This is a genomic window from Candidatus Viridilinea mediisalina (genome assembly GCF_002532535.1).
GTDB classification, from domain to species: Bacteria; Chloroflexota; Chloroflexia; order Chloroflexales; family Chloroflexaceae; genus Viridilinea; species Viridilinea mediisalina.
Window position 1 is genome coordinate 1 of record NZ_NQWI01000070.1, and the last position, 25210, is coordinate 25210.

Annotated in this window: 17 protein-coding genes; 6 read left to right on the top strand and 11 right to left on the bottom strand. The window is 58.3% G+C overall.

Annotation, left to right across the window (positions count from 1 at the left end; genetic code table 11):
- Positions 1-351: 351 nt before the first annotated feature.
- The 4 genes from CJ255_RS14215 to CJ255_RS14230 all read right to left on the bottom strand — a co-directional run bounded on the left by CJ255_RS14215 (position 352) and on the right by CJ255_RS14230 (position 7510).
- Positions 352-3423 carry a Kelch repeat-containing protein gene (locus tag CJ255_RS14215; RefSeq protein WP_097644763.1) on the bottom strand — a complete coding sequence of 1024 codons (3072 nt, stop codon included), beginning with the start codon at positions 3421-3423 and terminating at the stop codon, positions 352-354.
- Between the two features lie 139 nt (positions 3424-3562).
- Entirely contained in the window at positions 3563-6259 is a 2697-nt protein-coding gene (locus CJ255_RS14220; protein WP_097644764.1) for a pilus assembly protein TadG-related protein, read from the bottom strand.
- Positions 6260-6277: 18 nt separating this feature from the next.
- Positions 6278-6883: a TadE/TadG family type IV pilus assembly protein gene (locus tag CJ255_RS14225; RefSeq protein ID WP_165774717.1), complete on the bottom strand. Its 606-nt coding sequence runs from the start codon at positions 6881-6883 to the stop codon at positions 6278-6280.
- Positions 6884-6901: 18 nt separating this feature from the next.
- Entirely contained in the window at positions 6902-7510 is a 609-nt protein-coding gene (locus CJ255_RS14230) for a TadE/TadG family type IV pilus assembly protein (RefSeq protein WP_097644766.1), read from the bottom strand.
- 137 nt (positions 7511-7647) lie between these two features.
- Here CJ255_RS14230 and CJ255_RS14235 point away from each other — a divergent pair, with 137 nt between their 5' ends.
- Positions 7648-9207 carry a protein adenylyltransferase SelO gene (locus CJ255_RS14235; RefSeq protein WP_097644767.1) on the top strand — a complete coding sequence of 520 codons (1560 nt, stop codon included), beginning with the start codon at positions 7648-7650 and terminating at the stop codon, positions 9205-9207.
- A 7-nt stretch (positions 9208-9214) separates the two neighbouring features.
- On the opposite strand, the gene CJ255_RS14240 is transcribed toward CJ255_RS14235, so the two are convergent.
- On the bottom strand, positions 9215-9985 hold the full coding sequence (locus CJ255_RS14240; RefSeq protein ID WP_097644768.1) for a class I SAM-dependent methyltransferase: 771 nt from the start codon (positions 9983-9985) through the stop codon (positions 9215-9217).
- Positions 9986-10269: 284 nt separating this feature from the next.
- On the opposite strand from CJ255_RS14240, the gene CJ255_RS14245 reads away from it, so the two are divergent.
- Positions 10270-10725: a phage holin family protein gene (locus tag CJ255_RS14245; protein WP_097644769.1), complete on the top strand. Its 456-nt coding sequence runs from the start codon at positions 10270-10272 to the stop codon at positions 10723-10725.
- A 181-nt stretch (positions 10726-10906) separates the two neighbouring features.
- Here CJ255_RS14245 and CJ255_RS14250 read toward each other — a convergent pair whose 3' ends face one another.
- A complete protein-coding gene (locus CJ255_RS14250) occupies positions 10907-11758 on the bottom strand; it encodes an SDR family oxidoreductase (RefSeq protein WP_097644770.1) in 852 nt (283 codons plus the stop codon).
- Positions 11759-12006: 248 nt separating this feature from the next.
- Positions 12007-13350, bottom strand: coding sequence for an acetyl ornithine aminotransferase family protein (locus CJ255_RS14255; RefSeq protein ID WP_097644771.1), 1344 nt, complete (start codon positions 13348-13350; stop codon positions 12007-12009).
- Positions 13351-13739: 389 nt separating this feature from the next.
- Between CJ255_RS14255 and CJ255_RS14260 the strand changes: the two genes are divergently transcribed.
- Both CJ255_RS14260 and CJ255_RS14265 read left to right on the top strand, forming a co-directional pair.
- Positions 13740-15461, top strand: a complete 1722-nt coding sequence (locus CJ255_RS14260; protein WP_097644772.1) for an AMP-binding protein — start codon at positions 13740-13742, stop codon at positions 15459-15461.
- Between the two features lie 108 nt (positions 15462-15569).
- Positions 15570-16457 (top strand): bile acid:sodium symporter family protein, encoded by an 888-nt coding sequence (locus CJ255_RS14265; protein ID WP_097644773.1) that lies wholly within the window; start codon positions 15570-15572, stop codon positions 16455-16457.
- A gap of 88 nt (positions 16458-16545) precedes the next feature.
- Here CJ255_RS14265 and CJ255_RS14270 read toward each other — a convergent pair whose 3' ends face one another.
- The 3 genes from CJ255_RS14270 to CJ255_RS14280 form a co-directional block, all read right to left on the bottom strand.
- A complete protein-coding gene (locus CJ255_RS14270) occupies positions 16546-17379 on the bottom strand; it encodes a metal ABC transporter permease (RefSeq protein ID WP_097644774.1) in 834 nt (277 codons plus the stop codon).
- Between the two features lie 5 nt (positions 17380-17384).
- Positions 17385-18125, bottom strand: coding sequence for a metal ABC transporter ATP-binding protein (locus tag CJ255_RS14275; RefSeq protein WP_097644775.1), 741 nt, complete (start codon positions 18123-18125; stop codon positions 17385-17387).
- Positions 18126-18453: 328 nt separating this feature from the next.
- A complete protein-coding gene (locus CJ255_RS14280; RefSeq protein ID WP_097644776.1) occupies positions 18454-19893 on the bottom strand; it encodes a cation:proton antiporter domain-containing protein in 1440 nt (479 codons plus the stop codon).
- Positions 19894-20264: 371 nt separating this feature from the next.
- Between CJ255_RS14280 and CJ255_RS14285 the strand changes: the two genes are divergently transcribed.
- Both CJ255_RS14285 and pgl read left to right on the top strand, forming a co-directional pair.
- Entirely contained in the window at positions 20265-20507 is a 243-nt protein-coding gene (locus tag CJ255_RS14285) for a hypothetical protein (protein ID WP_097644777.1), read from the top strand.
- A gap of 2 nt (positions 20508-20509) precedes the next feature.
- Positions 20510-21235 carry a 6-phosphogluconolactonase gene (gene pgl / locus CJ255_RS14290; protein WP_097644778.1) on the top strand — a complete coding sequence of 242 codons (726 nt, stop codon included), beginning with the start codon at positions 20510-20512 and terminating at the stop codon, positions 21233-21235.
- A gap of 15 nt (positions 21236-21250) precedes the next feature.
- Here the strand turns inward: pgl and CJ255_RS14295 are convergent, their stop codons facing one another.
- Positions 21251-24757 (bottom strand): AAA and adenylate/guanylate cyclase domain-containing protein, encoded by a 3507-nt coding sequence (locus CJ255_RS14295; RefSeq protein ID WP_165774719.1) that lies wholly within the window; start codon positions 24755-24757, stop codon positions 21251-21253.
- Positions 24758-25210 lie beyond the last annotated feature (453 nt).

A 25210-nucleotide genomic window follows, 5' to 3' on the forward strand; every position in this document is an offset into this window, starting at 1 on the left:
CTGCGTGGCTTCGACAGGCTCAGCCAGCGGTGCGGTGGCGCACCGCGTGGCTTCGACAGGCTCAGCCAGCGGTGCGGTGGCGCACCGCGTGGCTTCGACAGGCTCAGCCAGCGGTTTCGCGCTAAGACATGGTTCATAGTTACTTTACAGTTTGGTCTCCGATGGAGTGCCGACTTTAGTCGGCTGGGGTCGTAGATTGCCATGGGATGCCGACTAAAGTCGGCACTCCAACTGTAAAGCTGAAAGGCCGTTTCTGAAACCATGTCTAACACAAAAACGGGTTTGGGACGTAGCCCCAACGACAGGGTTGGGTTGGGGCGGCGCAGCCGCCCCAACCCAACCACAAAAGAACTAACGACTCACGAGGGGCAAATAGACGCGATTCCCCTCATCGGGCTGCGTAGGATCAGCGGTGGGTGTAACCGTAACAGCAAGGGTCGCCGTAGGTGTGGGGCTAGGTGGCAGATTGGGCTGAGCTGGATCACCGTCAGTATCATTGCCCCCAGGAATCTCAGGGGTGTCGTCGAAGCCACCATAGTCGTCGTCAAAGGCATCGCGATCAGGATCAACGGGTACTACGTTAGGATCGCGGGTCGGCAAGGGCGATGCGGTTAGTGTCGCTGTGGGTGAGGCGTTCGGGTCGGGTGTGGCGGTGGGTGGCGCATTGGGATCAGGCGTCGCTGTGGGGGTCGCCGTCGGGGTTCTTGTCGGTGTCGCCGTCGGTGGCGCGTTGGGATCAGGCGTCGCCGTCGGGGTCGCCGTGGCCGCAATCACGATCCTTGGCACCGTAAAGCTGCGAATGATCGGTTCAGTACTCGTCTGGAAGCCCATATTGTTGGCAATATTCTCCTCATCAATCGTACTGAAGGGATCAATGATCGCCGCAACCTCATAGTGGCCGGCCCGACTAAAGAGCGAACGGATGTCGTTGTTGGTCAGTTGATTCCCCGCCAGGATCGTTGGTAAGAGCAGATGGTTATCAAAGTTGGCACGCCAACCACCATTAACAAACACCTCCTCACCGGGGGCTACTTGGTCGCCTCTGATCAAGCGGTAGACGGGGGCACAGGGCACACGCCAACTGCCATCATGTTCCGCCGGTAGGCTTGGGACAGTCAAGGTGGGCCGTTGCTGCTCAAGCGGGGCATAGGCTACACAGAGAATCACAAAGAACTCTTGCACCCCGGCGGTTTGCGAAGTACGCTCAGGATCTCGGTATTCGTTCTTGATCCGTAGATCAAAGTAGTTGACCTGGCCCTGTGCGTTTTGGTTGATCTCAAACTTGGTGATGAAGAGGTCGCGCCCGCCTGGCCGCCGTGTGAGCAGGCCTACATTGAGTAGACGGGGCGTACCACCCGGATTCGCCGCCGGACGCGGGGCACCGTCAATGGTACCATTCTGGCTAAGGTAGACGCGGTACTGCAAGCAGGAGACATCAAACTCTTCGCTATCCTCATCGCCAAAGGCTTCGCGCAGGGTAACAGCGTTGACGCCACTCCTTGAAGAGAACTCAGAATCGGGGTCGCCATCCAGCGCCCGCCATTCAACCCCCTCAAAGGCGAAATCTGCAGTACAGACCCGGCGGGTGGCGCGGAATTCGATGATCAGATCGGCATTGGGGTTACTATTTGGCCCCGTGCGGCTAATCGAGGTCATCCAATTGACCGCGAGGATGCGGGCAAGATCATCTTCGCCATCTTCATTACTCAGGCGCACATCATAGAAGGCGGAGTAGTACCAACCCTCAGTCGAGCGCAAACTGGCAGCGCTATCGTCGCCACCCAGGGCGGTGCGGTGGATGCGCGTTGCGGGCTGGCCTTGGTCGGTACTGCCGCCAAGAGCAAAGGCCCACGCGGCATTGACCTCAGCGGCTGGCCCATCACCGGGCAGCCGTGGCGCAGCGGGAACCACCGCTACGCCTGAATAGGCGAGGCGCAGCGAATCGGGCACAATCGGCGCTTGATTGTTGAGGAAGTATTCGCGGCTATCGCCACCATCATCAAACAGTCTCAAGAGCCGCAGTTGGCCATTATGGCTACCGGCAAAGACGCTCTGTTCGGCGTTACGGGCGGCACCAGCCGTAGCGGTACTGCCCCCCAAGAAGTAGATTTGACCACCATAGGCAAAGCCCGCCAAGCCAGAGCGCCCCTCAATCACGATCTGGTTGTTGTCGCCATCACCGGGCCGCGTTACCCACGTGAGGACGCCGTTGGAGGCCACTTCGGCCAAGTAGACCCGTGGGTTGAGGGCGGTACGGCTCATGTTGGTAAAACCACCCGTCACAAAGATACCATCGCGCATCGCGCCGGTTTGGCCCGTTGCCCGCGACCAGACGGCGGCATGGTCAAAGAGCGCCGTAGGCATGGGGGTAGGATTGAGTTTCCAGATCGAACCGGTCTGGCCATCGGGGTGGCGCAGTTGGCCATTGCTCGGATTGATCTCGGTAAAAAAGACCGCATCAGAGAGACGGCCAGAACCATCACTGACATTAACCGTGCTCCCCCCCAGCACATAGAGGAAGACGCGGTTGTCGCGGCGCACCACCACCGCCTGGGCACCCTGTACGCCAGGGACAAAGGCCGTCGTAACACCAGGAATGCGGGGCAGATTATGGGCCGGGTTGGTGGTCCACCCGGTAATGCGTCCATTCTCGACGCGGCCAATCTGCACCTGGGGGGTAGACGCAATATAGCCACAGGCACTAAAGGAGTCGACACGCCCGCCAACCACATAGATGAAGCCACTGGCATTGCTGTAGGTGGTGCCGGGCACGGGTTGGGTGGCGGTCAGCAGGCTGGCTGTGGCCACATCAGAGCGGCGCGAACCCTGAACAGGTGCAACACAACCAAGCTGTTGAGGAATCAATTCACCCGTCACCAGTGGGGTATTAGCCCATGTTGTCCCCTCGGGCGCCCCAGGAGCGGCTTCAAAGCCACCTAAGATCGGGTTGACATTGACCGAAAAGACCGAATCGGTAAAACTTGCGGGCGTCGCTACCCCATCATCATCAAACTGATCTTCGAGCGGAGCGGCGCCGGCAATCACAAAGATATGGCGACCCAGCGCAACCACGCCGTGGTTGGTGCGGGCGGCTGGCAGATTGCCAAAGCTTGTCCAGGGGCGCATCTGGCCAATCGGAGCCAGAACCACAGCGCCAGGCTCATCGCCAGGCACGTCGCCACCATCGTTGCTCACCACCACACGCTGCAACGAGACGCCTAGACCTGAGGCAAACTCATTGGCCGTATCATCGAGGGGTTGACTCACCACATCTTCATCATCGAGATTTTGCCTGACCACTTCTTGGTCAGCGCGCACTGCCACCTGGGGGATGAGCGCAACAACGAGCAGGAGCGCCAAGCCAAAAGCAAACAAGCGCCTAAAGCGCCAAACAAGGGTACGGACGGTTGTAAACGCTAACATAGGTAGTAACCTCCAAAACAAAAGCCGGACAACGGGGGGGCAGATCCCGTGGTCCGGCTCCCTTACTCCTAAACGAGGAAGGAGATGGGAGGGCCGGGCCCTCCCAGGACAGAACGTTTAGGTTCTCTGACAATAGCTCCTAGTTCGCCGCACAGACATCGCCCGAGAGGCGCAGGTCAAGATTGGCGCGTGTGGAGGGGACAAGGCTGCCCGCACTGGTGCGGTTGGCGACCTCGACGGTAATCTGGGGCACCTCACTGGCACCTGTCCAGATTGTACCATAGGCCCGGGCGGGGCCGCCGGTACCCTGGGGCTCGTTGGGGTTGACGTAGAAGAGGGTCGCGTCGAGGGTGTAGAGCCCCGGCGGGATGCGCTCGGCGAAGCGGTAGCGCAACTGGCCGTCTTGGTCAATGCGGATAAAGGTGGTGAAGGATTGGTCGGTCACCGAGTTGTGGACGGTCACCTGGCCAACGTTGGGGAAGGAGAGGCTCCCACCAGTCATCAGCGAGATGGGGCGGAAACGGGAGGCATCGAAGCTGGTGATGGGGGCAGGATCGAGACCCCGCTGGCAGCGTCCGTCCTCAACAATGCTCTGGAAGGTACGCATAATCCCATCAACGTTGGTCGAGCCATCAGGGTTGCGCTCCAGATTGGCGGCTGCACGGTAGTGCTGCGGGCTAGAAGGAATACCCGAACTCAGACCGGTCTCGGGCAGGGTGGAGAGCGCCAAGGCGAAGACTTCAATCCCATTGGCCTTGAGGTATTCATTACTGACCTGGATCGCCTCGGTGATCGGGCGATCACGGCCATCGTGCAAACCACCACCAAGGGTCGTCTGGCAGATACCATCCTCAATGACGAGGCTTCCCAAGGCACGGCAGCGCTCCCAATCGAAGCCGGCGATCTGCTGGCCATTCTCATCGAAGACCCGCGAATTGGCCGAGAAGGTAGCGCTCGTACTCTGGCCATGACGCAGGGTACTATTGTTCTTGTCAAGAAACTGGTTCGAGACGCCGTCGGTGACGAAGATGACCACACGCTTGTAGTCGTAGTAGCGTGCAGTGGCTTCATGGTAGACGCGATCAGGCATACTCTGGAAGGTGAGCCAGGCCCGGTAGAGGCCAGCCGCAGCGTTGGTACCACCCTGCACGCGATAGTCATCATTGATGCCATTGCGGTAGCCGATCACCCGTTGAATGGCATCAGCCGGGTCACTGGTAAAACGCGAACCATTCGCAAAGGTGAGGGCATCACCAGGATTGGATTCATGGTGGAAGACCACGAGGCCAAACTGGTCGGGCGGATAGAGGCCGGGGTTGTTGTCGTAGCGCGGATTGCCGGGCATGTAGAGTTCACGGATCATGGCCTCAATCGCATGCTTGGCGACGTAGATACGACGCTCGGTTGGTTCGCGCCAGAACCACGTGGGCCCGGTGCCCGTCACCTCGGTAAGCCCCGGCACCTGGGAGCCGTCAACGGCAGAGATATACATGGGGCCATTGGTGCATTGGCGGAAGTGTGAGGGCTGACCGACCAACTGCGGATTGCGTAGCGGCGGATTACTGTTATCACACTGACCGTTGAAGTTGGCGCTCATGGAACCGGAGACATCAAGCACAACGATATACTGGATGGGCTGGCTCTCATTGGGGATGATCTGGTACTCAGGCCAGAAGGAGATATCGCCCCAGAGTTCACAGCAGTCATCATCGGGAATAGGCACAGCACTAAACTGGCAGGCTACGGTACTCTGGGTTGCTGGGCCGAGGTAGACCATATCAAAGTAGGAGTGTTGGCCCTGCGTGTGCCAATTTAGAATGACAAAGCGTCCAAAACTAACCACCCGGAAGACGACATTTTGACCCTGACCAGACACGCGATCATAGATGGGCAAGGTCATGATCGTGCCTGCATCAACATGAGACTGAATCACAGGTGCAACGCTAGCCATTAGACCAGCAGAGCTATGCACCCAGTCACCCTCATTGAGTTCACCAGGACGTGAAGGGTAGTCGCTGGGAGGGTCACTGCTAGGATACGGCGCTTCTTCAAAGCCCATTGAGAGATTACCTTCGCCTCTTAGGCTCTCAGCAAGCGTGGGAGAGTTATTGTTGCTTGGATGACTCAGCCAGCGAACAAAAGCAAAGCTCCCTGGCGCAGCGCTCTCGGTGTTATAAACCCAGCGTGCGGTTCTACCAGCGTGGGGGCCGGAGTTGATCACCCGCCAGCCATCATCAATAATGCCGTCGTTATTGGCATCGGGCGGATTGGGCTTACGCATCTGGTCACCATCAATATTACCCTGGTAGACCATAATCGGATAGACGCCCTGACCCATCGAACACTGGCCCGCGTAGGCGGTAGCGCCAATAGGCAGATCATTGCGCCCAACCACACGAGCGAAGTAGGTATCCACATCGCCACTGAGGGTCACCTGGATAAAACCAACATTGTTGGGAATATCAACCGCAATTGGCAAAATCTCAGGCATGCCATCGAGCAGACGGCCCTGGGGATCGAGGTAGAAGGCGCGTAGCACCATCTGGTTGCCCGTAGGGGTCTGGCCGTGGGGGGCCACATCGATCCCATTGGAGCGTAGCGAACTCACGATGGAGTTATAGACCACCTGGTTCGTATCGAGCGCACCCGCACGAATCACCTGGTTCATCGCAGCGAGGGAGGCCGCATTGGCCGCCGCAACGGCGCGACGCTCTTCATTAAAGGTATTACCAACATCAACCGACAGACCGACCATAGCCACCAGTACCAAGATCATCAGGGCGATGAGCGGGAGGCTTTGACCCGGCGCACGCCGCTGCTTCATTCTGCGTTCCATTGAAGTCCTCCATCCATACTACTGCGCAGAGGTAAAGACCGTACTCCGCATGGGGGTTAAGTGCGAGGCGCGTAGCTGTACTGTATCGCTAAAGCCAGGCGCAAAGGGGAAGAGAAACTCGTAGTCATACCGCACCGTAACCCTAATCCAACAACCACGCCCACCAGCCTGAAGTCCTTGCCCGGAGAGATCTCCGCGACAACCAACATCGAACAAATCCTCTGGATCAAAGCCCGCAAGGTTCTCAATGTAGATATAGGCCTCGGGATCGGTAGCCATGTTGTTGTGCAAACCCTGAGCCAGGTCATCAACCCCATCACTATTGAGATCACGCAGATCAGCGAACCCGCCCCCGCGCATCCCAGCGGCCCCATAGACACGATAGACCACCTCGCCATAGTCAATCCGCATGTTGGTGATCCGTCCTTGGGAGTTTGTTTCTACGAGGGGATAACTGCCGTAGGTTGCGCCCTCTTGAGCGGCGACCCGCAGGGCCTGCATGGTGAAGTAGATCAGACCTAGATCGATCACTGCTGCGAGCAAAAAGAAGAGCAGCGTTGCAGCGAGGGCAAACTCCACCAGCGCCTGGGCGGGAGACTTATGTTTCGGTACTTGTTGCATCATGAAGCTCCTCTCCAAACACTAGGGATCCTGCTCTTGATCCTCACCAGTCGGGCGGCGCAACTCCTGCCACTCTTGGACATCACGGGCACAGGCAACACCCTGGGGACGGGTGGGGTCACGCCCCAAGTTTTCGAGCGAGCGGCGTTGCGTCACGCGCATCATCACGCCTTCGTCCAAGCCAATCAGGCTAAAGAGCGGCGTAAGACCATTGACGGGATACTCGACACTAATCTCGATGGGCCCACGGTCGCTCAAGTTGCGCGTTTGGCCGCCATAGGGGTAGCGAATAGTGACGAAGGTGGCCAGATTAGCCTGATTGTTCGCCCCGTCGCCAATCAGCGTCAACTGACCTTGCATGGCGCGGAGGACTGCGTTGTAGCAATCATCACGATCAATGCCAGGGTAATTATCGGGACGATTGGGGCTAATTGCCAGATTCATCCATTCTTCGTAGGGTGGCAATTGGGCCGCCACTTCCGCCCCGTTTCGCACCGATTGCGAGAGGGTTGAGTAGGCAAAGACGAGCCAGCCAAACTCGATGATCCCAAAGATCACGACGAGGAGGATGGGCAATACCAACGCCATTTCAACTAATGATTGTCCTCGTTTTTTCCTTAAGCGGTGCATGATCCACCTCCGCACGTTCTATGCTTGCTAACACTTATTATAGGCGTAGGGGCTGATTTGGCTCAATAGTCAAAAGGTACCGTGTTCTGCGCGAGTGTGCAAGGGGGCTTGTGGTACAATTACATAAGGAGAAACTTATGAAACCCTTGCACTTCGATAACCGCTTTGTGAACGAGCTACCAGGCGATGCGCTGCACGATCCACGTCCGCGCCAGGTCGTGGGGGCGTGTTGGTCGCCGGTGAAGCCAACGCCGGTGCAGGCTCCACAGGTGTTGGCCTATGCGCCTGAGGTGGCGGCCTTGCTGGGCTGGGATGCCGAAGATGTTCAGACGCCTGAATTTGCTGCCGTCTTTGGGGGCAACCGGCTGCTGCCGGGCATGCAGCCCTACGCCGCATGCTATGGCGGCCACCAGTTTGGGCAGTGGGCTGGGCAGTTGGGTGATGGGCGTGCAATCAGCTTGGGTGAGGTGCTGGGCGTTGATGGGCAACGCTGGGAATTGCAACTCAAGGGGGCAGGCCGCACGCCCTATGCGCGCCACGCCGATGGGCGGGCGGTCTTGCGCTCATCGCTGCGCGAGTTTGTCTGTAGTGAGGCGATGCACCATTTAGGCGTACCAACCACACGGGCCTTGAGCCTCGTCGCAACGGGCGAAACAGTGCTGCGCGATATGTTCTACGACGGCAATGCGCGCCCCGAACCAGGCGCAGTGGTCTGCCGCGTTGCGCCCTCATTCATCCGCTTTGGCAACTTTGAGATCTTTGCGGCGCGCAACGATCTTGCGACGCTTACCAAGCTGGTTGATTTTACGCTTGCACGCGACTTCCCAGAGCTTGAAGGCGAGCCGACAAGCCGGCGAGCCGCCTGGTTCATGAATGTCTGCGAACGCACGGCGCTGCTCCTCGCCCACTGGATGCGGGTCGGCTTTGTGCATGGGGTGATGAACACCGACAACATGTCCATTCTGGGCCTCACGATTGATTATGGGCCGTATGGTTGGATTGACAACCTTGATTTCAATTGGACCCCCAACACGACCGATGCGGAAGGCCGGCGGTACCGTTTTGGCTACCAGCCGCAGATCGCCCAATGGAACCTTGCATGCCTGGCCCATGCCCTGATGCCGCTCTTTGAGGACACGAGCCCACTTGAGGCGGGCTTAGAACATTATGCGACCGTCTACCATGAGGCTAATCGGGCGATGACGGGGGCGAAGTTGGGCCTCATGCACTTTGATGAGCGCGATCTGCCTTTGGCACGCGACCTTTTTGCGCTGATGCAGCAGGCAGAGATTGATCTGACAATCTGGTTTCGGGCGCTGGCCGAGCTTGAACTTGAGGCCCCAAACCTAGAGCCATTGGCTGAGGCTTTCTACAACGAGGAGAAACTGGCGCAGCATGGCCCGGCGCTGCAGGCTTGGTTAGAGCGCTATGCCGCCCGGCTACGGACCGACGATCTGAGCCCTGAGCAGCGGCGAACACGCATGAACCAGCACAACCCGCGTTTTGTGCCGCGCAACTACTTGACGCAGATGGCAATTGATCGGGCCGAGCAGGGCGATATGAGTGCATTGCAGCGGCTCATGCAGGTCTTACGGCAGCCCTATGCCGAGCAACCAGAAGCGAATGATCTAGCCGCCCGGCGGCCTGATTGGGCGCGTGAGCGGGCGGGTTGTTCGATGTTGTCGTGCAGCTCGTAGCGTAGCATTACCGTTCGGCCACCAGCAGCAGCATCGAGCGGCTCGGCGGCACGGCGGCAGTGAGGGCGGCAAATGCGCCTTTGGCCAGTACGCGCAGCGTATGGGTACGTAGGCGTTCAGCCTCAAGGCCAACGCGCTCCCAGGGAGCTTCATAGCGACGCTGCACCACCCGCAGCCCGGCCTGCTCAACCAGCCAGGTCAGTTCGCCCATCGTGTAGGTACGGGCGTGGGTGGTGTAACGGGCACTCCCTTCAAGCAACATCTGCTCACGGAACTCCGCACGGGTATGCAGGCTCATCCAGAGCATGGCGCGCACAATTGTACGCAAGCGGCTCTTCAAATAGAGCTCATTGGGAGTTGTAAGCAACAGGCGGCCCCCGGGGCGCAACACCCGCGCAAACTCGCGTAGAACCGGCAGAGGCGAGTAGACGAGGTGTTCGATCACCTCAGAGAAGACCACCCAATCGAAGCTGTCAGCATCAAAAGGTAGCGCCTCGCGCTCAAGGTTCGCAGCGCGCACCTCGACCCCTAGCCGATCCCAAAGCGCTTGGCGCTTGGTGGGATCGAGGTCTACCCCACGCACGCGGTAGCCCGACTCGACCAACAACTGCGTAAAGTGGCCAGGCGTAACCCCAACCTCCAGCACCGTGCTGCCGGGCGCAGAACCCTGCATCGCCTGAAGCATTGCAGCGAAACGGTAGCGATGAAGTCGAAAATAGGCCGCTTTGCCATCGGCAGCGGCGTGCTGCTGCACACGATCAAAGAGCATTGCTGTCATAGTAGAGAACAGGAGAACAGGAGAACAGAAGAACAGGAGAACAGAGAACAGGAGAACAGAGAACGGGAGAACAGAGAACGGGAGAACAGGAGAACAGGAGAACAGGAGAACAGAGAACAGGAGAACAGGAGAACGGAGAACAGGAGAACGGGAGAACGGGAGAACAGGAGAACAGAGAACAGGAGAACAGCGTATGTTGGCTTGGGTGAACATGGTTCACCCAAGCCAACATTATAGTATCATACAGGTAGCAGTCGGTGCGCCATGGCGCAAAAGGAGAAGCTATGCAAGACCCATCGCAGACACCATACCCGCCGCCGTCCCCGCCCCGCCCTGATTGGCAACGGCTCTTGCTGCGTTGGCTGATCAGTTCGCTCGGCATCTTCGCGGCGGTCTGGTTAGTACCGGGGATTCAGTTTAGCGGCCCTGGCTGGCACATCGGCATTGTTGCGCTTGTCTTTGGACTGCTCAATGCATTACTGCGCCCACTCATTCTGCTGCTAACCTGTCCGCTTGTGATCTTGACCTTGGGGCTCTTTGGGTTGGTGATCAACGCATTGCTGTTGGGTCTCACCTCAGCACTTGCCGACCAATTGGGCATCAGTTTCCATATTACCGGCTTCTGGCCCGCCTTTTGGGGCGGCCTCGTGATCTCGTTAGTCACTACCACCCTCAGTCTGCTGGCAGGTGATACGCAGATCAGGGTGATCAACGTGCGCCCTGAGGATGGGACGAAGTGATCATAGGGGAGAGGTTGTGAAGAGATACAGAGATTTGCACCACAGAGACACCGAGGACACAGAGCGGTGGATTGCACAACCAGCACTGTGATTGCCATTCTCCATCAAAAACTCTGTGTTCTCGGTGCCTCTGTGGTGAAATACTCTGTACCTCTGCTTGTTCACAGGGATAGGACTCTCGCTACCGCTTTACCGCTTTACCACTACAGAGCTGCTCACTAAGCTCCCAGAGTTGCCCTTGGACGGTATGATCATAAGAGCTAGGTGAACTGGTCTGCGCCCGGCAATTAGCAAAGTATTTGCCATTCACCCCGGCTACTTCGGGCGAGCTTGCGAGGTAGATTGAGGTTTGCGCCCCCTGTTCTGGGCTCAGCATCAATGGGCGAGCGAGGTTGAACAAGACGCGGAAGAGTCCGGTGGCATCAGCCGCAAAATTGGTACGCACGCCGCCAGGATGCAGACAATTGGCGGTGACGTTGGTATGCTCAAGGCGGCGGGCCAATTCGTAGGTAAAGAGGACATTTGCCAGTTTGGAATCGGCATAGGCGCGAAAGCCATTGTAACCGCGCTCGGCACGCACATCGTTAAACTTGGCACTACCGGCCATATGCGCTCCCGACGAAACGGTCACAACCCGCGCAGCCCCAGTTGCTTGCATACAATCCAACAGCAGGTTTGTCAGCAGAAAGGGTGCTAGGTGGTTGACCGCAAAGGTCAACTCAAAGCCATCAGCACTGAGGCGCCGCTCGCTCACATAGACGCCCGCATTATTGAGGAGGACATCAAGCCGTTGGTAGCGACCGAGGAACTCGGTTGCGGCTTGGCGCACGGTGTCGAGCGCTGCAAAATCGGCAACCAGCAGATCAACATTCGGATTGCCCGTTTGGCCAATCATTGCCTGCCGTGCCGCTTCACCACGCTGACGATTGCGGACGAGCAGCACCACCGTTGCCCCCATACGCGCCAATTCAAGGGCTGCTACTTGACCAATCCCCGAACTTGCGCCAGTTACCAGACAAACCTTGCCATTCACAAAGACGATCCTTTCATTTCCATCAAAAAAGCTCTTTTTGTTCCGTGTTGGCGGCTTCGCCGCCAACACGGAACAAAAAACGGGATTTGGGGCGTAGCCCCAAAGCGGGTTTTTATACCAAAGGGATGGTTCGTGGCGACTTTACAGTAGTTTGCGAGGACGCGAGGACGCGAAGTCCTCGCCTCTTCGCCTCACGCATCCTCGCAACATTGTAAAGCAGTCTTCCGCTTTCTGAAACCTTCCCAAAGCTAACATAGAGCCTCAAGCGCGAGCGCAAAGCGTTCAACCGCCTCATCGGCTTGGGCTTGGGTTAAGATCAGGGGCGGGCAGAAGCGGATGGTCGAGGTGCCACAGGTTAAGATCAGTAGCCCTTTGCGGAAGGCTTCAACCATAAGCCTATTGGCCAATTCACTTGCAGGAGCGCCGCTGGCGGGGTCAATCAACTCGACCCCAAGCATCAAGCCGCGCCCGCGTACCGCGCCAATCACGGGGAAGCGCTGCTGCAACGCGCTGAGTTGGGCGAGCAGATGGGCACCTACACGAGCCGCATTGGCCATCAACTCCTCTTCAACCATACAGAGCAACTCGTAGGTTACGGCGCAGGTAAGCCCATTGCCACCATAGGTATTGCCGTGGGCCCCCGGTTTCCACTGGCTGGCCAATGCACGGCGGGCAAGCATGGCTCCAAGTGGGAGCCCACCACCCAAGCCTTTCGCCGAGGCCACAATATCGGGCACAATCCCTTCATGCTCAAAGGCCCACAGCTTGCCGGTACGCCCAACGCCACTCTGCACCTCATCGCAGATCAGCAGAATCCCGTGGCGATCACAGAGTTCACGCAGCTTGGCCAAGGTTCCAAGTGGCGGCACCACATAGCCCCCTTCACCCTGGATTGGCTCGATGATAATCGCTGCCACCTCCGACGGCGGGGTCGTACAGGTAAAAAGGGTCTGTTCAATAAAATCAAGGCAAGCCAAGCCACATTCAGGGTGGTGCAGATTGATCGGGCAGTGCCCGCAGTTGGGGTACAAGGCATGAAAGCTGCCCGGCAGCATCGGGAAGAAGCCCTCCCGTTGGCGCGGTTTGGAAGCCGTTAGGGCCAGGCTGCCATATGAGCGCCCGTGGAAGGCACGGTAAAAGCCAATAATATTTTGACGCCCGGTGACATAACGGGCCAACTTGACACACGCCTCAACCGCTTCGGTGCCGCTATTGGTAAAGAAGACCTGCCAATCCTGCCCGCCAGGCATCAGGCTTACCAACTTCTCGGCGGCGCGAACCATCGGCTCATTATAGAAATCGGTACCCGCCATATGGGTAAAGCGATTCAATTGGGCCGTTGCCACCTCAACCAGACGGGGATGGCAGTGGCCTGCGGCCAAGACCGCAATGCCCGCATTCATATCCAAGTAGCGCTGCCCATCCACATCCCACACCTCACAACCCAAGGCCCGTTCCACCACAAGCGGATAGACGCGCCCCACGGGTGCCAACACCTGTGCATCGCGCTCAACCAAGGCCCGCGCCTGCGGCCCCGGCACGTCTGTGGGCATGTACGCGCTTCCGTAGATCGTCTCTGGCGGAGTGGGCATGGCAAGGGTTCTCCTTCATTCGTCGCATGCGTCCTACATTTCGATTGTAGACGAGCCACTATACCACGTCAAGAGCGACGTTGGTTTGGCGTTGGAGTACCGGCTTCAGTCGGCTAAAGCCGGCACTCCAGCGTGTGCCCCCCGGCTTTTCAGACAGCTTCTTAGCATGGCATCCCATACGGTGCCACACCAAACACAGCCTTCCCATAGGAAAAATTCCCCCCTCAACTTACCCAACATCCCCCATTGAACCTAGACCTTAACCTATGTTATACTAGAAAAACTCCATTTTCCTGACCGAAAAACTGAACTTGGTGCCGAACGTCGCCCCACCCCCCCGGCGGCGCTTGTTGGTTTCACCGCTCTCAAGGAAGCGAGTTGGAGGACTAATGACCACTTACGCCACTGTCGCGCCCACGCAGGCACCTGCGCCATTGACGCTCCCAGCTCGCCATGTGGCTGAGTTGGTGACCCAGACGTGTGCCCGCTATACCCAACAGTACGCTTTTACCGCTGTGCTCCCCAATGGCATGTTTGGTAATCTCCGTTTTAGCCAAGTGGAGGAATTGAGCAACCACATTGCCGCCTATCTGCGGGCGGGGTTGGGCCTCCAGGCGGGCGACCGTGTGGCTGTGCAGTTGCCCAATAGCCTCTCGTATCCCTTGTGGGCCTTTGGAACGCTCAAGGCTGGTTGTGTTCTGGTGAATACCAACCCGCTCTATACCGTCCCTGAGATGGTACACCAACTCAATGATAGCGGCGCACGCGTGTTGGTGTTGGTAGACCTCTTTGCCGATAAGTTGCCCGAGGTGCTGGCCCAGACCAAGGTTGAGCATGTGGTGCTGGTGCGCGTGATTGATCTCTTTCCTGCATTGGTGGGCTTTATTGCCCATAAGATTATGCAGTACTGGAATCGGATCATTCCCCCATGCACTGTTCCCGTTACGACCGGCTTGGCCGCGTTGCAGCAAGGGGCTACGCTGCTGCGTGAGGGCAAGGCCGATCTCGCAAGCTATACGGCTGAGCTTGGCCCCACGAGCCTCGCTGCCCTTCAGTATACCGGCGGTACTACCGGGGTGAGCAAAGGGGCGATGCTGACCCACGGCAATCTGTTGGCCAATGTGGTTCAGGTGGAGGATCGTGTGGCTGGCCATGTTGAGCATGGTAAAGAGACCGCCCTCGCGGTGCTGCCGCTCTACCATATCTTCGCCTTTACGGCCAACCTGCTCTACTTTTTCCATACTGGTGCGCGCAACATCCTTGTTGCCAGCCCGCGCCCGCTCTCCAATCTGCAACGCGCCTTCGAGAACTATCCGATCTCTTGGGTGCCCGGTGTCAATACGCTCTTTAATGGGCTGCTCAACGAGGAGTGGTTCAGCGACTATCCGCCTACCCACCTCAAGGGCAGTATTGCCGGTGGCACCGCCCTCCACGCTTCGGTAGCCGAACGCTGGCAGCAGGTGACGCGCACACCCGTGATTGAGGGCTACGGTCTGACCGAGAGTTCGCCTGTGGTGACGCTCAATCCCTTTGTGGGCAGTCGCCCTGGTAGCATTGGGCAACCCGTCGTTGGCACCGAGGTGCGCCTAGTCAACCCTGATGGTGGCCTTGCCATTGGTGCTGAAGCGGGCGAATTGGCCGTGCGTGGCCCCCAGGTGATGCTGGGCTACTGGCAGCGCCCTGATGAGACGACCAAAGCGCTGCCCGATGGCTGGCTACTCACTGGTGATGTGGCCGTCTGGGAAGATGATGGCTTCTTGCGTATCGTAGACCGTAAGAAAGACCTCATTATCGTCAGTGGTTTCAATGTCTATCCCAATGAAGTGGAAGACTGCATCGCTAAACTCGAGGGGGTCAATGAGGTCGCCGTCATCGGCCTGCCCGATATCCATGGTGGTGAAGTGGTCAAAGCCTATATTGTGCCTAAACCCAACACCAACATTACCATTGATCAGGTACGCGCACACTGCCGCCAACACTTGACCGCCTACAAAGTGCCTAAACTGGTCGAGCTACGCACGGAACTACCCAAGAGCAATGTGGGTAAGGTGCTGCGCCGCGCCCTGCGCGACGAAGAGCAGCAACTCGCCACGCGCAGCGTAGGAGCGTAATGCCATTTCAGATTGTTGATCGCAGATTGCAGATTGCCGAACATGGCGTTCCAATCAGCTTTAGCGTTATTGATGATGCGGCATACTCAACAAGAATTGGTATAACCTATGGTCAGTGAAACCGAACAACTCCTCTTGGCGCTCATGATCGGCGTGATCATGCTCGGCATGGGCTCCTCGCTCACCTGGCGCGACTTCCGGCGCGCCTTTAAGCGTCCGCAGGCCATTCTGATCGGCTTTGCCTCGCAGTATCTGCTCATGCCGCTGATTGGCTTCATCCTGGCAATTACGCTGCAACTGCCCCCTCCCTTGGCGGTCGGCCTCATCCTGATTGCCAGTATGCCCGGCGGCTCCACCTCCAACATCTTTGCCTATTTCTCCAAAGGCGATTTGGCGCTGAGTGTCACGATGACCACCTTCTCTACGCTGGCCGCCTTTGTGATGACGCCTTTGGCGCTCTTTATCTATGCTTCGCGCTTCATGACTAGCGAGATCAGCATGGGCATTGGGAGTGTGATTGCTGGCCTTGTGGTCATGCTTATCCCGGTGTTAATTGGCATGAGCATCCGTAAACGTAATGCCAATGTTGGGGCTGTCCTTGAGTTGATTGGCGGTGTCATGGGCGTTGTGATCATCTTGGCGCTGATTGCGCTCTGGGTGCCACGCAACGCAGGACTCTTGGCCACCACGCCATGGCAGGTCTACGTTGCCGCAATTGGGATTGGGGCCTTGGGCTTCCTCTTTGGCTTTGTCACCAGTATCTTCTCTGGGCTTGGCTTCCGCCGCGCCGCCACCGTCTCGCTCGAAACCGGCATCCAGAATGGCCCTTTGGCGCTCTCGGTGGTACTCTTGAGTTTCACCGGCGTGATAGCCAACGAACTAGCGCTGATCCCGGTGCTCTACTCGCTCTTCATTGTGATCATCTCGTCCTTTGTGACCATCTTCTACCGGCGGATGAACGAGCGTATGCAGCAGCGGAATGTGGCGCTGTTGTGATATTCTAGTAGATTGTGCGGGCGGCAAAGCCGCCCGCACAATCTACCTAGTAGCGCACTTTTTCGGATTTTCGGTCTTTCGGCTATATTTAGCTGCTCATCGTCACCCAGCGGGTGCGCAGGGCGTGGATGCACCACGCGACGCCGAAGCATGCGGTGCAGGCGAGGACGATGGCGGCACCTGAGGCGACATTCGCATAGTAGGATGCGTAGAGCCCCACGGCGGCTGAACAGACCGAGAAGATTGAGGCGAGCAGCATCATGCGTGGCAGGCGGTTGGTTAATAGGCCCGCCGCTGCTGCTGGGGTGACCAAGAGGGCTGAGGTGAGAATGACGCCCACAATCTGGATGCAGGTTACTACGGTGAAGGCCAAGAGAATCAGCAGCAGGAAGCGCAGACGGTCGGCCTTGAGCCCGATCACCTGGGCGTAGTTGGGATCATAGCTGGTAAGCTCAAGCTCTTTGTGCAACAACCAGAGTACTAGCAGCACGCCCGCAGCAATGATGCCAATCTGGATGAGATCGGTGGGGCGCACGCCTAGCACATTGCCAAAAAGAACATGGCTCAGGTCGCGGAATGAGCGCAGGCGGCTCATGAGCAGGATGCCGAGTGCAAACATGGCGGTAAAGATGACGCCAATTGCTGTATCCTCGCGCACGGCGCCCCGGCGCGAAACCCAGCCGATGCCGATGGCCGTGAGTAAGCCAGAGGCCAACGCGCCCCCAAAGAGGCTCCAGCCACCCATATAGGCCACAACTAAGCCTGGAAGCACCGTATGGGCCAAGGCATCGCCAATGAAGGCCATGCGCCGCAATACCACATAGGTACCAATGACCGCACAGGTCACCCCGACTAGCGCCGCAGCAGCCATGCCGGTACGCATAAACCCGAAGCTAAATGGTTCAATGAGCCAATCTACCATAGATATTAGACCAACTCCAAGCTCATCTGCGCGGCGGGCAGATCACGCAACAGCCCATCTTCCAAAGCGAATACATGGTCATACTCTTCAGCAAGCCGATCAAGGTGGTGTGTGGCCACGAGGGCGGTTTTGCCTTGGGAACTCAACTGATCAAGTACCCCAGCGATGATTGCGCGACTAGCAGCATCTACGGCACTGAGTGGTTCATCGAGCAGGAGGAGTTCGGCCTCTTGTACTAGGGCGCGGGCGAGCAGGGCGCGCTGCTGCTGCCCCCCGGAGAGTTGACTGATCTGGCGCTGGGCCAAGGCGGCGAGGCCGAGCTGTTCGAGCACCATGTGTACCTGTTCGCGGTCGGCCCGCTTCGGTTGACGCAGCCAGCCCAAATGAACATAACGCCCCGCCAGCACCATGCGCTCCACTGTGACGGGAAAGCGCCAATCCACCTCGCCGCGCTGGGGCAGGTAGGCGACCCGGTGGTGACACGCGCCCACTGGTTGCCCGTAGATGCGTATGCTGCCCGCCTGGGGCCGGAGGAGTCCGGCGACAACCTTGAGGAGCGTAGACTTGCCTGAGCCATTCGGCCCAACCAGGGCGGCCCGCACCCCCGCAGGGAGTATGAGTTGCACCCCTTGGAGTGCCACCACCTCGGAGCCAGGATAGCGCGCTACCAAGCCTTCCAACTGGAGCGCTGGTGCGCCGGGAAGCCGTTCGACATGATGCCGACCGCTGTAGGGAATGTGGAACATGGGTTAGGAGGTAGGAGGGTAGGAGGTAGGAGGTAGGAGGTAGGAGGTAGGAGGTAGGAGATAGGAGGTAGGAGATAGGAGGTAGGAGATAGGAGGTAGGAGATAGGAGGTAGGAGGTAGGGGAACGCCAAGCGAGGTCATTCCTAGATGCTATAGACTATCACTCATGCACTACTCTGTCAATAATTGCGATACACTATCATTGCGAAGGCACGGTTGGCAGGCCCGCGTCGAGCCAGGCTTGCCAGCCGCCGCTGAGGGCGCGAGCATTGAACCAGCCCGCTTGTTGTAATGCGAGCGTCACACGGACGCTACTGGCGTCGTTCGTTCAGGTGCAGTAGGCGACTACCCAGGCATTGGTGGGTACGCCGTGGGCGCGTAGGTCGGCAATGGCCCGTTCGGCATTGGTGAGGCGCAATGCTCCTGCGGCCATGGTGGGGCTATTGGCGTAGCTTTGGGCCGAGCGTACATCAAGCAGCACGAGTGGGTCACCACGCTGCATATGGAAGCGCAACTGCTCGATGTTGATGCGATCAGGCAGGGCGGGTTTGGGTGGCGGGCTGGCGGCTGCTTTGCTGCCGCGCCGCCAAGCACGGCGCCAGAGCGGCCAGCCGCCTTGGGTTGCAACTGAGGCGAGCACGCTGAGGCTGGCGAGGGCGACCACGAGCTCGGCGTTGGGCAGATCAGCAAAGATGGCGAGTAGGGCGAGCAGCAGCGAGCCGAGACCACGCGGTCCGTACCAACCCAAGGCGATGCGTTCGCTCATGGGGATGCCGAGCGGCTTTAGTGCAAGGGCAAAGATGGGCAGGCGCACAAAGAGTACCACCAGGGTAAAGAGCAGCACCGCTGGCGTAATGGCACTCAGGCCACTCCAAATCGGCGCAACGCCCAAGAGTACATAGGTAAAGAGCAGGGCCATCTCGGCGGTAATGCGCCCATATTCCAGAAAGCAGTCGCAGAGTTCCACATCAAGCGACGTAACCACGAGGCCAGCGGCGAAGGCGGCGAGAAAACCACTGCCGCCCACCGCTTCTGCTGCCGCAAAGGCCGCAAGCGCCACGCCGATCACGTAGAGCGACTCATATTCGCGCCGCACCGTGAAGCGGTCACGCACCCAGATAAGCAGGCGCACGGCACTCAAGCCTACCAGCATCCCTGCGATGGGGCCGAGGAGAAAGAGGCTCACCAGCAACTGGATGATCGTCAGCGCCCCAGGGTTACCGCCAGCCGCACCAAAGGTGAGCGCGATCACCACAATTGGCAAGAGCAACACATCGTTCATGCCGCTTTCGAGGCGAAGCGCAAGGTGGGAGCGTTCGGGCATGCCGCTGCCCTGAAGCATGCCGCGCAGCACGACGGGATCGGTTGAGGCTACCGCCGCGCCTAGAATCAACGCCGCGATCAAGGGCAAGCCGAGCAGACCCCAAGCGAAAGCCCCCAACCCCAACGCTGCCAAGAGCGTCCCTGGCCCAAGCAGCAGCATGGCTAACGCCTTATTCTGGCGCATCTCGGCCAGATCGAGCGTCATTGCATCGGTAAAGAGTACCAGGGTCAAACTGAGTGTCGCCACCACCCGCAGCAAGGGATCATCCAAGGCAATATCAAGCACCCCCAAGCCATAGGGGCCCAGCAGCAAGCCCAGCAGCAGAAAGATAGCCAAGGCGGGCAAACCCGTCCGCTCCGTCGGCCCAGCCAGCAGCGCCCCACCAATGATCACGAGGCCAATGATGCCAAACATGGCAATAAGATTTTGGGTATCGATATCCATATCCTGTTTTTTTGTTCGGTGTTGGCGGCTTCGCCGCCAACACCGAACAATGGAGAGTTTTTGTTAGCGCGAAGAAGCCTTGGGTTGGTATCCAACGCGCCGCTGGCTGAGCCTGTCGAAGCCAAGCGGCGCGGCCCAGGACTTTTTCGCGCTAACGAGTTTTTTGAGCGCGGCTGAGGGTAGCCCCAGTTATTTACCATTTACCAATACATTTCTTGTGAAATGGGTGTATAATGGGAGATACCATTTGGGGGGTGTACAGGCTGCAAACGCTTGCATACCTCCCTTTTGAGACCCATGTGGGCCCTATGCTGCCAGCACATCACAACGACGAAGGCCCCTACCATACAGTATACTTTGGGAGGGCTAACATGATGCACATGAACAAACCCGATCTGCATGGTGCGATAGTCGAAGAGACTGGTTGCATCCTCAATCGCCACGGCCAAGCAACTGGCTGGTGGGTTAGTGATGATGGCGAGACGATTGTAGATATCCGTCAGCGGCTGGTAGGCAAGATTACGCTCACGGGGCGGGTTTTTGATCAGCGGGGGCTCTATCTGGCTGATGTGGTACGTCACGATCAAATCGTGCGCTACCGTGAGGTTGGGTAGTCTTGCTCATCACCCCTGATAGTGCAACGCTCCAGACGCTGGCGGCAGAACATGTGGCGCGTAGTTTGGCCGATGCGGTCGCGCTGCGTGGCCGCGCCTTGGTTGCGCTCTCTGGTGGTTCGTTGCCGCCCGGAGTCTTCCGTTGGCTCTGCAGTGAGCCGCTGCGAAGCCAAGTGCCATGGCATGGCCTGAGCATTGTCTGGGCCGATGAGCGCCTTGTGCCTTTTGATGCGCCTGAGAGTAACTACTACCTGACCCGGCAGACGTTGCTGGATCATGTGCCGATTCCTGCGGATCAGGTTTTTCCGGTGGCTACCTACTACCCCGGCCCCCAGGCGGCGATGCTCTACCAACGCCAGTTGGAGGCGCTGTTGAGTATCCACGGGGGGCAACTTGATCTTGTGCTGCTCGGCATGGGCCCTGATGGGCATACCGCTTCGCTCTTCCCCGGCTTTGCCCAATTGGATGCGCCCCCAACTCAACTAGTAGCCGCCGTGGAACATGCGCCGAAACCACCGCCTGAGCGGGTTACCCTTACGGCCCATGCGCTCAATCTGGCCCGTGAAGTCCTCTGGCTTGTTGCGGGTAGCGATAAAGCTCCTAAAGTCTACGCTGCTCTACACGGCCCGCACGATCCCCACAACACCCCGGCCCAACTTGTGGCCCCACGCGCTGGCCAGGTCACCTGGATGCTTGATGCAGCAGCGGCGGCTTTGTTGATCGGCTAATGTTCTTCTTTTCCCCTACCCGCGCCGCACCCGTGCGGCCTCTTCACGGGCACCGACGGCGGCTTCGTTTTGCCCTTGAGCGGCAAAATAGTCGGCGATGTCGGCCCAGATTTGGGCTTCGAGCAGACGGGCACCTGCGCGGGCGCTAATCGTGACGGCGTAGTGCGCATCGCGCTCTGCTGTGAGCAGGTCGCCAGCGGCGGCACTCATGGCGGCTAAGAGGCGCAAGGCTGCAGCCTGCCCACTCCGATCATGGATTGCGCTACTGGTTGCTAGGCTAGCCCGTGCTTCCAACTCGGCATCGGCGAGATTATTGTGGGCTAAAAAGGCCCACCCGCGCCCCACCCGCGCCCGCGCTTCTGCGCTCCAATCGTCGCTCTGCCGTCCAAGGGCCAACGATTCACTATGATAGTTGAGCGCTTGGTCGGGGCAGTTGGCCGCAAGTTCTATGCTGCCCAACTGATCATAACAGTATGCCGCAATTGCAATTGGCGTAAGCAGTAGGGCTTCACCGTGGGCCATATGGCACTGCTCAAGGGTATGCATCAGCAGCCGTTGCGCCCGCTTGTGGACACCAATCACCACAAGGGCGGCGGCATAGGTTGCATTACAGGCGAGCCGTAAGAGCGCTAGTTGGGCTTGTTCAGCCGTAGTGCAATGGCGCATCCGTCGTTGCAGTTGCTGGCGCAACGCGGGAGCAATATGGGCGACCCGCAGCTCATGACCGCTGGCGAGTAGTAGGCGCAAGCGAAAATAGGCACGGTAGCTCGTATAGAGTTGGTGATCATCAACTGCTGATAGTGCGTTAAGTTGATTGAGGTCTTCGGCTAAATTGGCATAGCTACCGGCCCGTTCATTCACCGCGATGCGTAAGAGCAGCAACTTCACGCGGGTTGTTGGTGCAGGAATAATAGCCAGCGCCTGATCAATGTAGTGGAGGGCCAAAGCTGTAGCAAACTGACGGGCCGCAAGGCGGGCCGCAATGTGGCAGTAGTGCGCCTGGGCCGACCAATCTTCCGCTGGTCCAAGATGGGCAATCAGGACATCGTAGACCGCCAAGGGGGCGGCGCCGGTTGCAATCTCTGTGGCATGAAAGGTCTCGTAGTGCTGCACCACCGCAGCATGGAGCATGCGCCGTTGTCCAAAGAGGAGGCTCGCGTAGGCGACTTCGTGGGTAATGCCATGCTTAAAGCGATAGACCTGCTCGGGGCCATCTAGTTCCAGTTCAATGATCTGCAACTCGGCCAATTGCTGTAGCTGCTGCAACAGCGTGTTCATCGTGGGCCGCGCTGGATGCACTGCCTTCAACAGGCGCAACTGAAAGCTCTTGCCCAAGACCGCTGCCACTTTGAGCGTTAGCCGTGTAGCCGCATCGAGGCGATCCACGCGGGCCTGAATAACCCCCTGGGCCATACTTGAGACCTGGATGCCAGCTACGGGCCCACGTAGACGCGCCTCACCATCTTCAATAGTGATCAATTTACGCCGACATAGTTCATGCAAATACTCCTTGATAAAGAGTGGTTGCCCCTCGGTATGGCGTTCCACTTGGCGGGCCAATTCCGCATTGATCAGGCGTGCCCCCAGTTGCTCACACATCAGCGCCTGGCTCTCGTCGCTACTCAGGCGGCCCAGCGTCACCCACATGCAGCCGCGTTGGGCCCGTAGGTTAGCGAGGACTTGTGGGAGGCGGCTATCGAGGGGCCGGTGCGAGAGCGCAAGACAGAGGTAGCTTGGGCCGCTGCGCATCAACTCATTGGCCAATTCGAGCGAGAGTTCGTGGGCCCAGTGGACATCATCAATCACGATCAACAGAGGTTCTTTCCCTACGCATTGATTGATCAATTGGGCCGTGAGGCGGATAAGGGCGAGCCGATCTTTGGTACGCCACTGCTGTGGAGCTTCAAGCGGATGACGCTGCTCATCAAAGCCCATGAGGCTCTTCAGCAGGGCGGCCCCGTTCTGCAACTCTTTTGGCAATTGCTCTAGGATAGCGTTGAAGCGATGGTGTTGAAGGTGTGGTGCCATACGTTCTTCAATGCCACACAACGCCAGCAGGATCGAACGCCAGACCGCCAGTGGACTTGAGACACTACCACTATTACATTCGGCACTAAAGCCACGGCGGCCACTCTGCATCCAATGTACCAGCAGTTCACTCAAGAGACTACTCTTGCCAATACCCGATTCACCCTCCAGCAGAATCAGTGAGCGCCGCCCCGCCGCTGCACTGGCCGCAGCAGCGGCCATGCCTGCACGGAGCGCCTCACGGCCCACCACATGTTTGGTACTTGCCAGCGCAATGTTACGATTACCCCAGCGCAAATCATCCTGCATACCACCAAAGCGCATGGCCGGCATAAGCACCCGCGCCACCGGCACACCTTCACTATGGCCCTTGACTGCGATGTGGGTTGGTTCGCTGAAGGCAAAGCGATCCTGCACCAAACTGCGGATGCGCCCCGAAACCATGATCTCGCCCACTGGCGCGAGGCTCATCAGGTGCGCCGCCAGATTCATATCGTCGCCTTGGGCCGTATAGACCCGCCGTTGTTCACAGCCCACTGCGCCAACAAAGAGCCAGCCCAGGGTAATGCCTGCCTTGAGGATCAAGCCGAGATCAAGGAGTTCGAGGCAACAGCCCACGGCACGGCTTGGTTCATCGCCGCGTGCGATGGGCGCCCCAAAGAGTAGCACAAAGATCGAACCTTTGTCACCGATCTCGATCTCATTCAACCAACCGCCCCAACGCAGCACCACCACCTGCACCTGGGCCACAAGATTGTGGAATGCTTCCGGGTTGCTCGGCAACGCAAAGCGCGCAAAGACTGGCGTCGTCCAGCGGTATTCCGCAATCAAGGCTCCCAAGCGCAAGCGTTCCACAAAACTTGGCGAGAGAAAATGCTCCCACTGTAAGGGTTGCCCTGGTAGCGGATAGCAATGCTGCACCGGATGGGCCTCATTGGACGCAGGGGCTACCCGCACTGCATCTTGCTCTCTCAACTGTTGTGCATTGGTGGCCGCCAAAACGGCTGGCCCCGTCAGCACAAAGTAGAGACCGTGGTGTGGTAGACCAGCCAGAATTGCATCAACTAAACCTGTACTTACGCCGATACGCAAGCGCAACTGCACATCACCAGTCGGTGTTTGTGCCACTGGCAGTGCGGCCATCGCTGCGAGCATTGCGGCTGCACAACGCTGGGCGCACTCCAGATCAACCTGCTGGGGCCACCAGGCGGTGAGCGCATCACCAGCAATGGAAGCAACATCACCATCATAGGCCCGAATAGTCTCTACGAGCGCAGAATAGCAACGGTTCAGCAATTCATGCAACCGTTCAGCCCCATCCGGCATCAGCGCAAAAGCCGCAGTAAGCTGGCTAAAGCCACTCAGATCGGCGTGCAAGATAGTTGCCGAACATGAACAGACTAAGCCCGGCTGCAACTCTGGAGTGCCAATCCGCTCGCGCAACCAGATGGGCAGGTAGGGCGCAAGCAACTGACGAGCCTGATCCTGCTGCATAGCTCTATGCCTTGTCGTATTATACCATTTACGATTGTAGATTGCCGATTGCCGAACATGGCGTTCCAATGGGCTTTCGCGTTCTTGATCATGCGGCATGTTCAAGGGCAATTGGTATTACTACCTATCATAGCTATTCTACCGCACCAAGCGAACCGTAGGGAGGACATGATCTATAATGGTGGGTGTGGTTCGTGGCCACGTTGTACCAGTTACGAGTGATGAGTGGCGAGTGACAAGCAGGGTATACCTCATTGCAATGCGGTCTGACGTAATCTGCTATGCGGTATATTCAACGGCAATTGGTGTTAGGGAAGCAGATGTTGTTACGTATCCCAGCAGCCTGTCATGCTGAACAGTACATGGGCGGGCATCGTAGTGCCGACGTTAGTCGGCTGAGGTCTTTGGCAGCGATGGGAAGCCGACTAACGTCGGCACTACCTACGGCGCAAA

Excerpts from the sequence above, each read along its gene's own strand:
- CJ255_RS14215 (WP_097644763.1), bottom strand. The coding sequence starts at position 3,423 with ATGTTAGCGTTTACAACCGTCCGTACCCTTGTTTGGCGCTTTAGGCGC.
- CJ255_RS14220 (WP_097644764.1), bottom strand. The coding sequence starts at position 6,259 with ATGGAACGCAGAATGAAGCAGCGGCGTGCGCCGGGTCAAAGCCTCCCG.
- CJ255_RS14225 (WP_165774717.1), bottom strand. The coding sequence starts at position 6,883 with ATGATGCAACAAGTACCGAAACATAAGTCTCCCGCCCAGGCGCTGGTG.
- CJ255_RS14230 (WP_097644766.1), bottom strand. The coding sequence starts at position 7,510 with ATGCACCGCTTAAGGAAAAAACGAGGACAATCATTAGTTGAAATGGCG.
- CJ255_RS14235 (WP_097644767.1), top strand. The coding sequence starts at position 7,648 with ATGAAACCCTTGCACTTCGATAACCGCTTTGTGAACGAGCTACCAGGC.
- CJ255_RS14240 (WP_097644768.1), bottom strand. The coding sequence starts at position 9,985 with ATGACAGCAATGCTCTTTGATCGTGTGCAGCAGCACGCCGCTGCCGAT.
- CJ255_RS14245 (WP_097644769.1), top strand. The coding sequence starts at position 10,270 with ATGCAAGACCCATCGCAGACACCATACCCGCCGCCGTCCCCGCCCCGC.
- CJ255_RS14255 (WP_097644771.1), bottom strand. The coding sequence starts at position 13,350 with ATGCCCACTCCGCCAGAGACGATCTACGGAAGCGCGTACATGCCCACA.
- CJ255_RS14260 (WP_097644772.1), top strand. The coding sequence starts at position 13,740 with ATGACCACTTACGCCACTGTCGCGCCCACGCAGGCACCTGCGCCATTG.
- CJ255_RS14265 (WP_097644773.1), top strand. The coding sequence starts at position 15,570 with ATGGTCAGTGAAACCGAACAACTCCTCTTGGCGCTCATGATCGGCGTG.
- CJ255_RS14270 (WP_097644774.1), bottom strand. The coding sequence starts at position 17,379 with ATGGTAGATTGGCTCATTGAACCATTTAGCTTCGGGTTTATGCGTACC.
- CJ255_RS14275 (WP_097644775.1), bottom strand. The coding sequence starts at position 18,125 with ATGTTCCACATTCCCTACAGCGGTCGGCATCATGTCGAACGGCTTCCC.
- CJ255_RS14280 (WP_097644776.1), bottom strand. The coding sequence starts at position 19,893 with ATGGATATCGATACCCAAAATCTTATTGCCATGTTTGGCATCATTGGC.
- CJ255_RS14285 (WP_097644777.1), top strand. The coding sequence starts at position 20,265 with ATGATGCACATGAACAAACCCGATCTGCATGGTGCGATAGTCGAAGAG.
- CJ255_RS14295 (WP_165774719.1), bottom strand. The coding sequence starts at position 24,757 with ATGCAGCAGGATCAGGCTCGTCAGTTGCTTGCGCCCTACCTGCCCATC.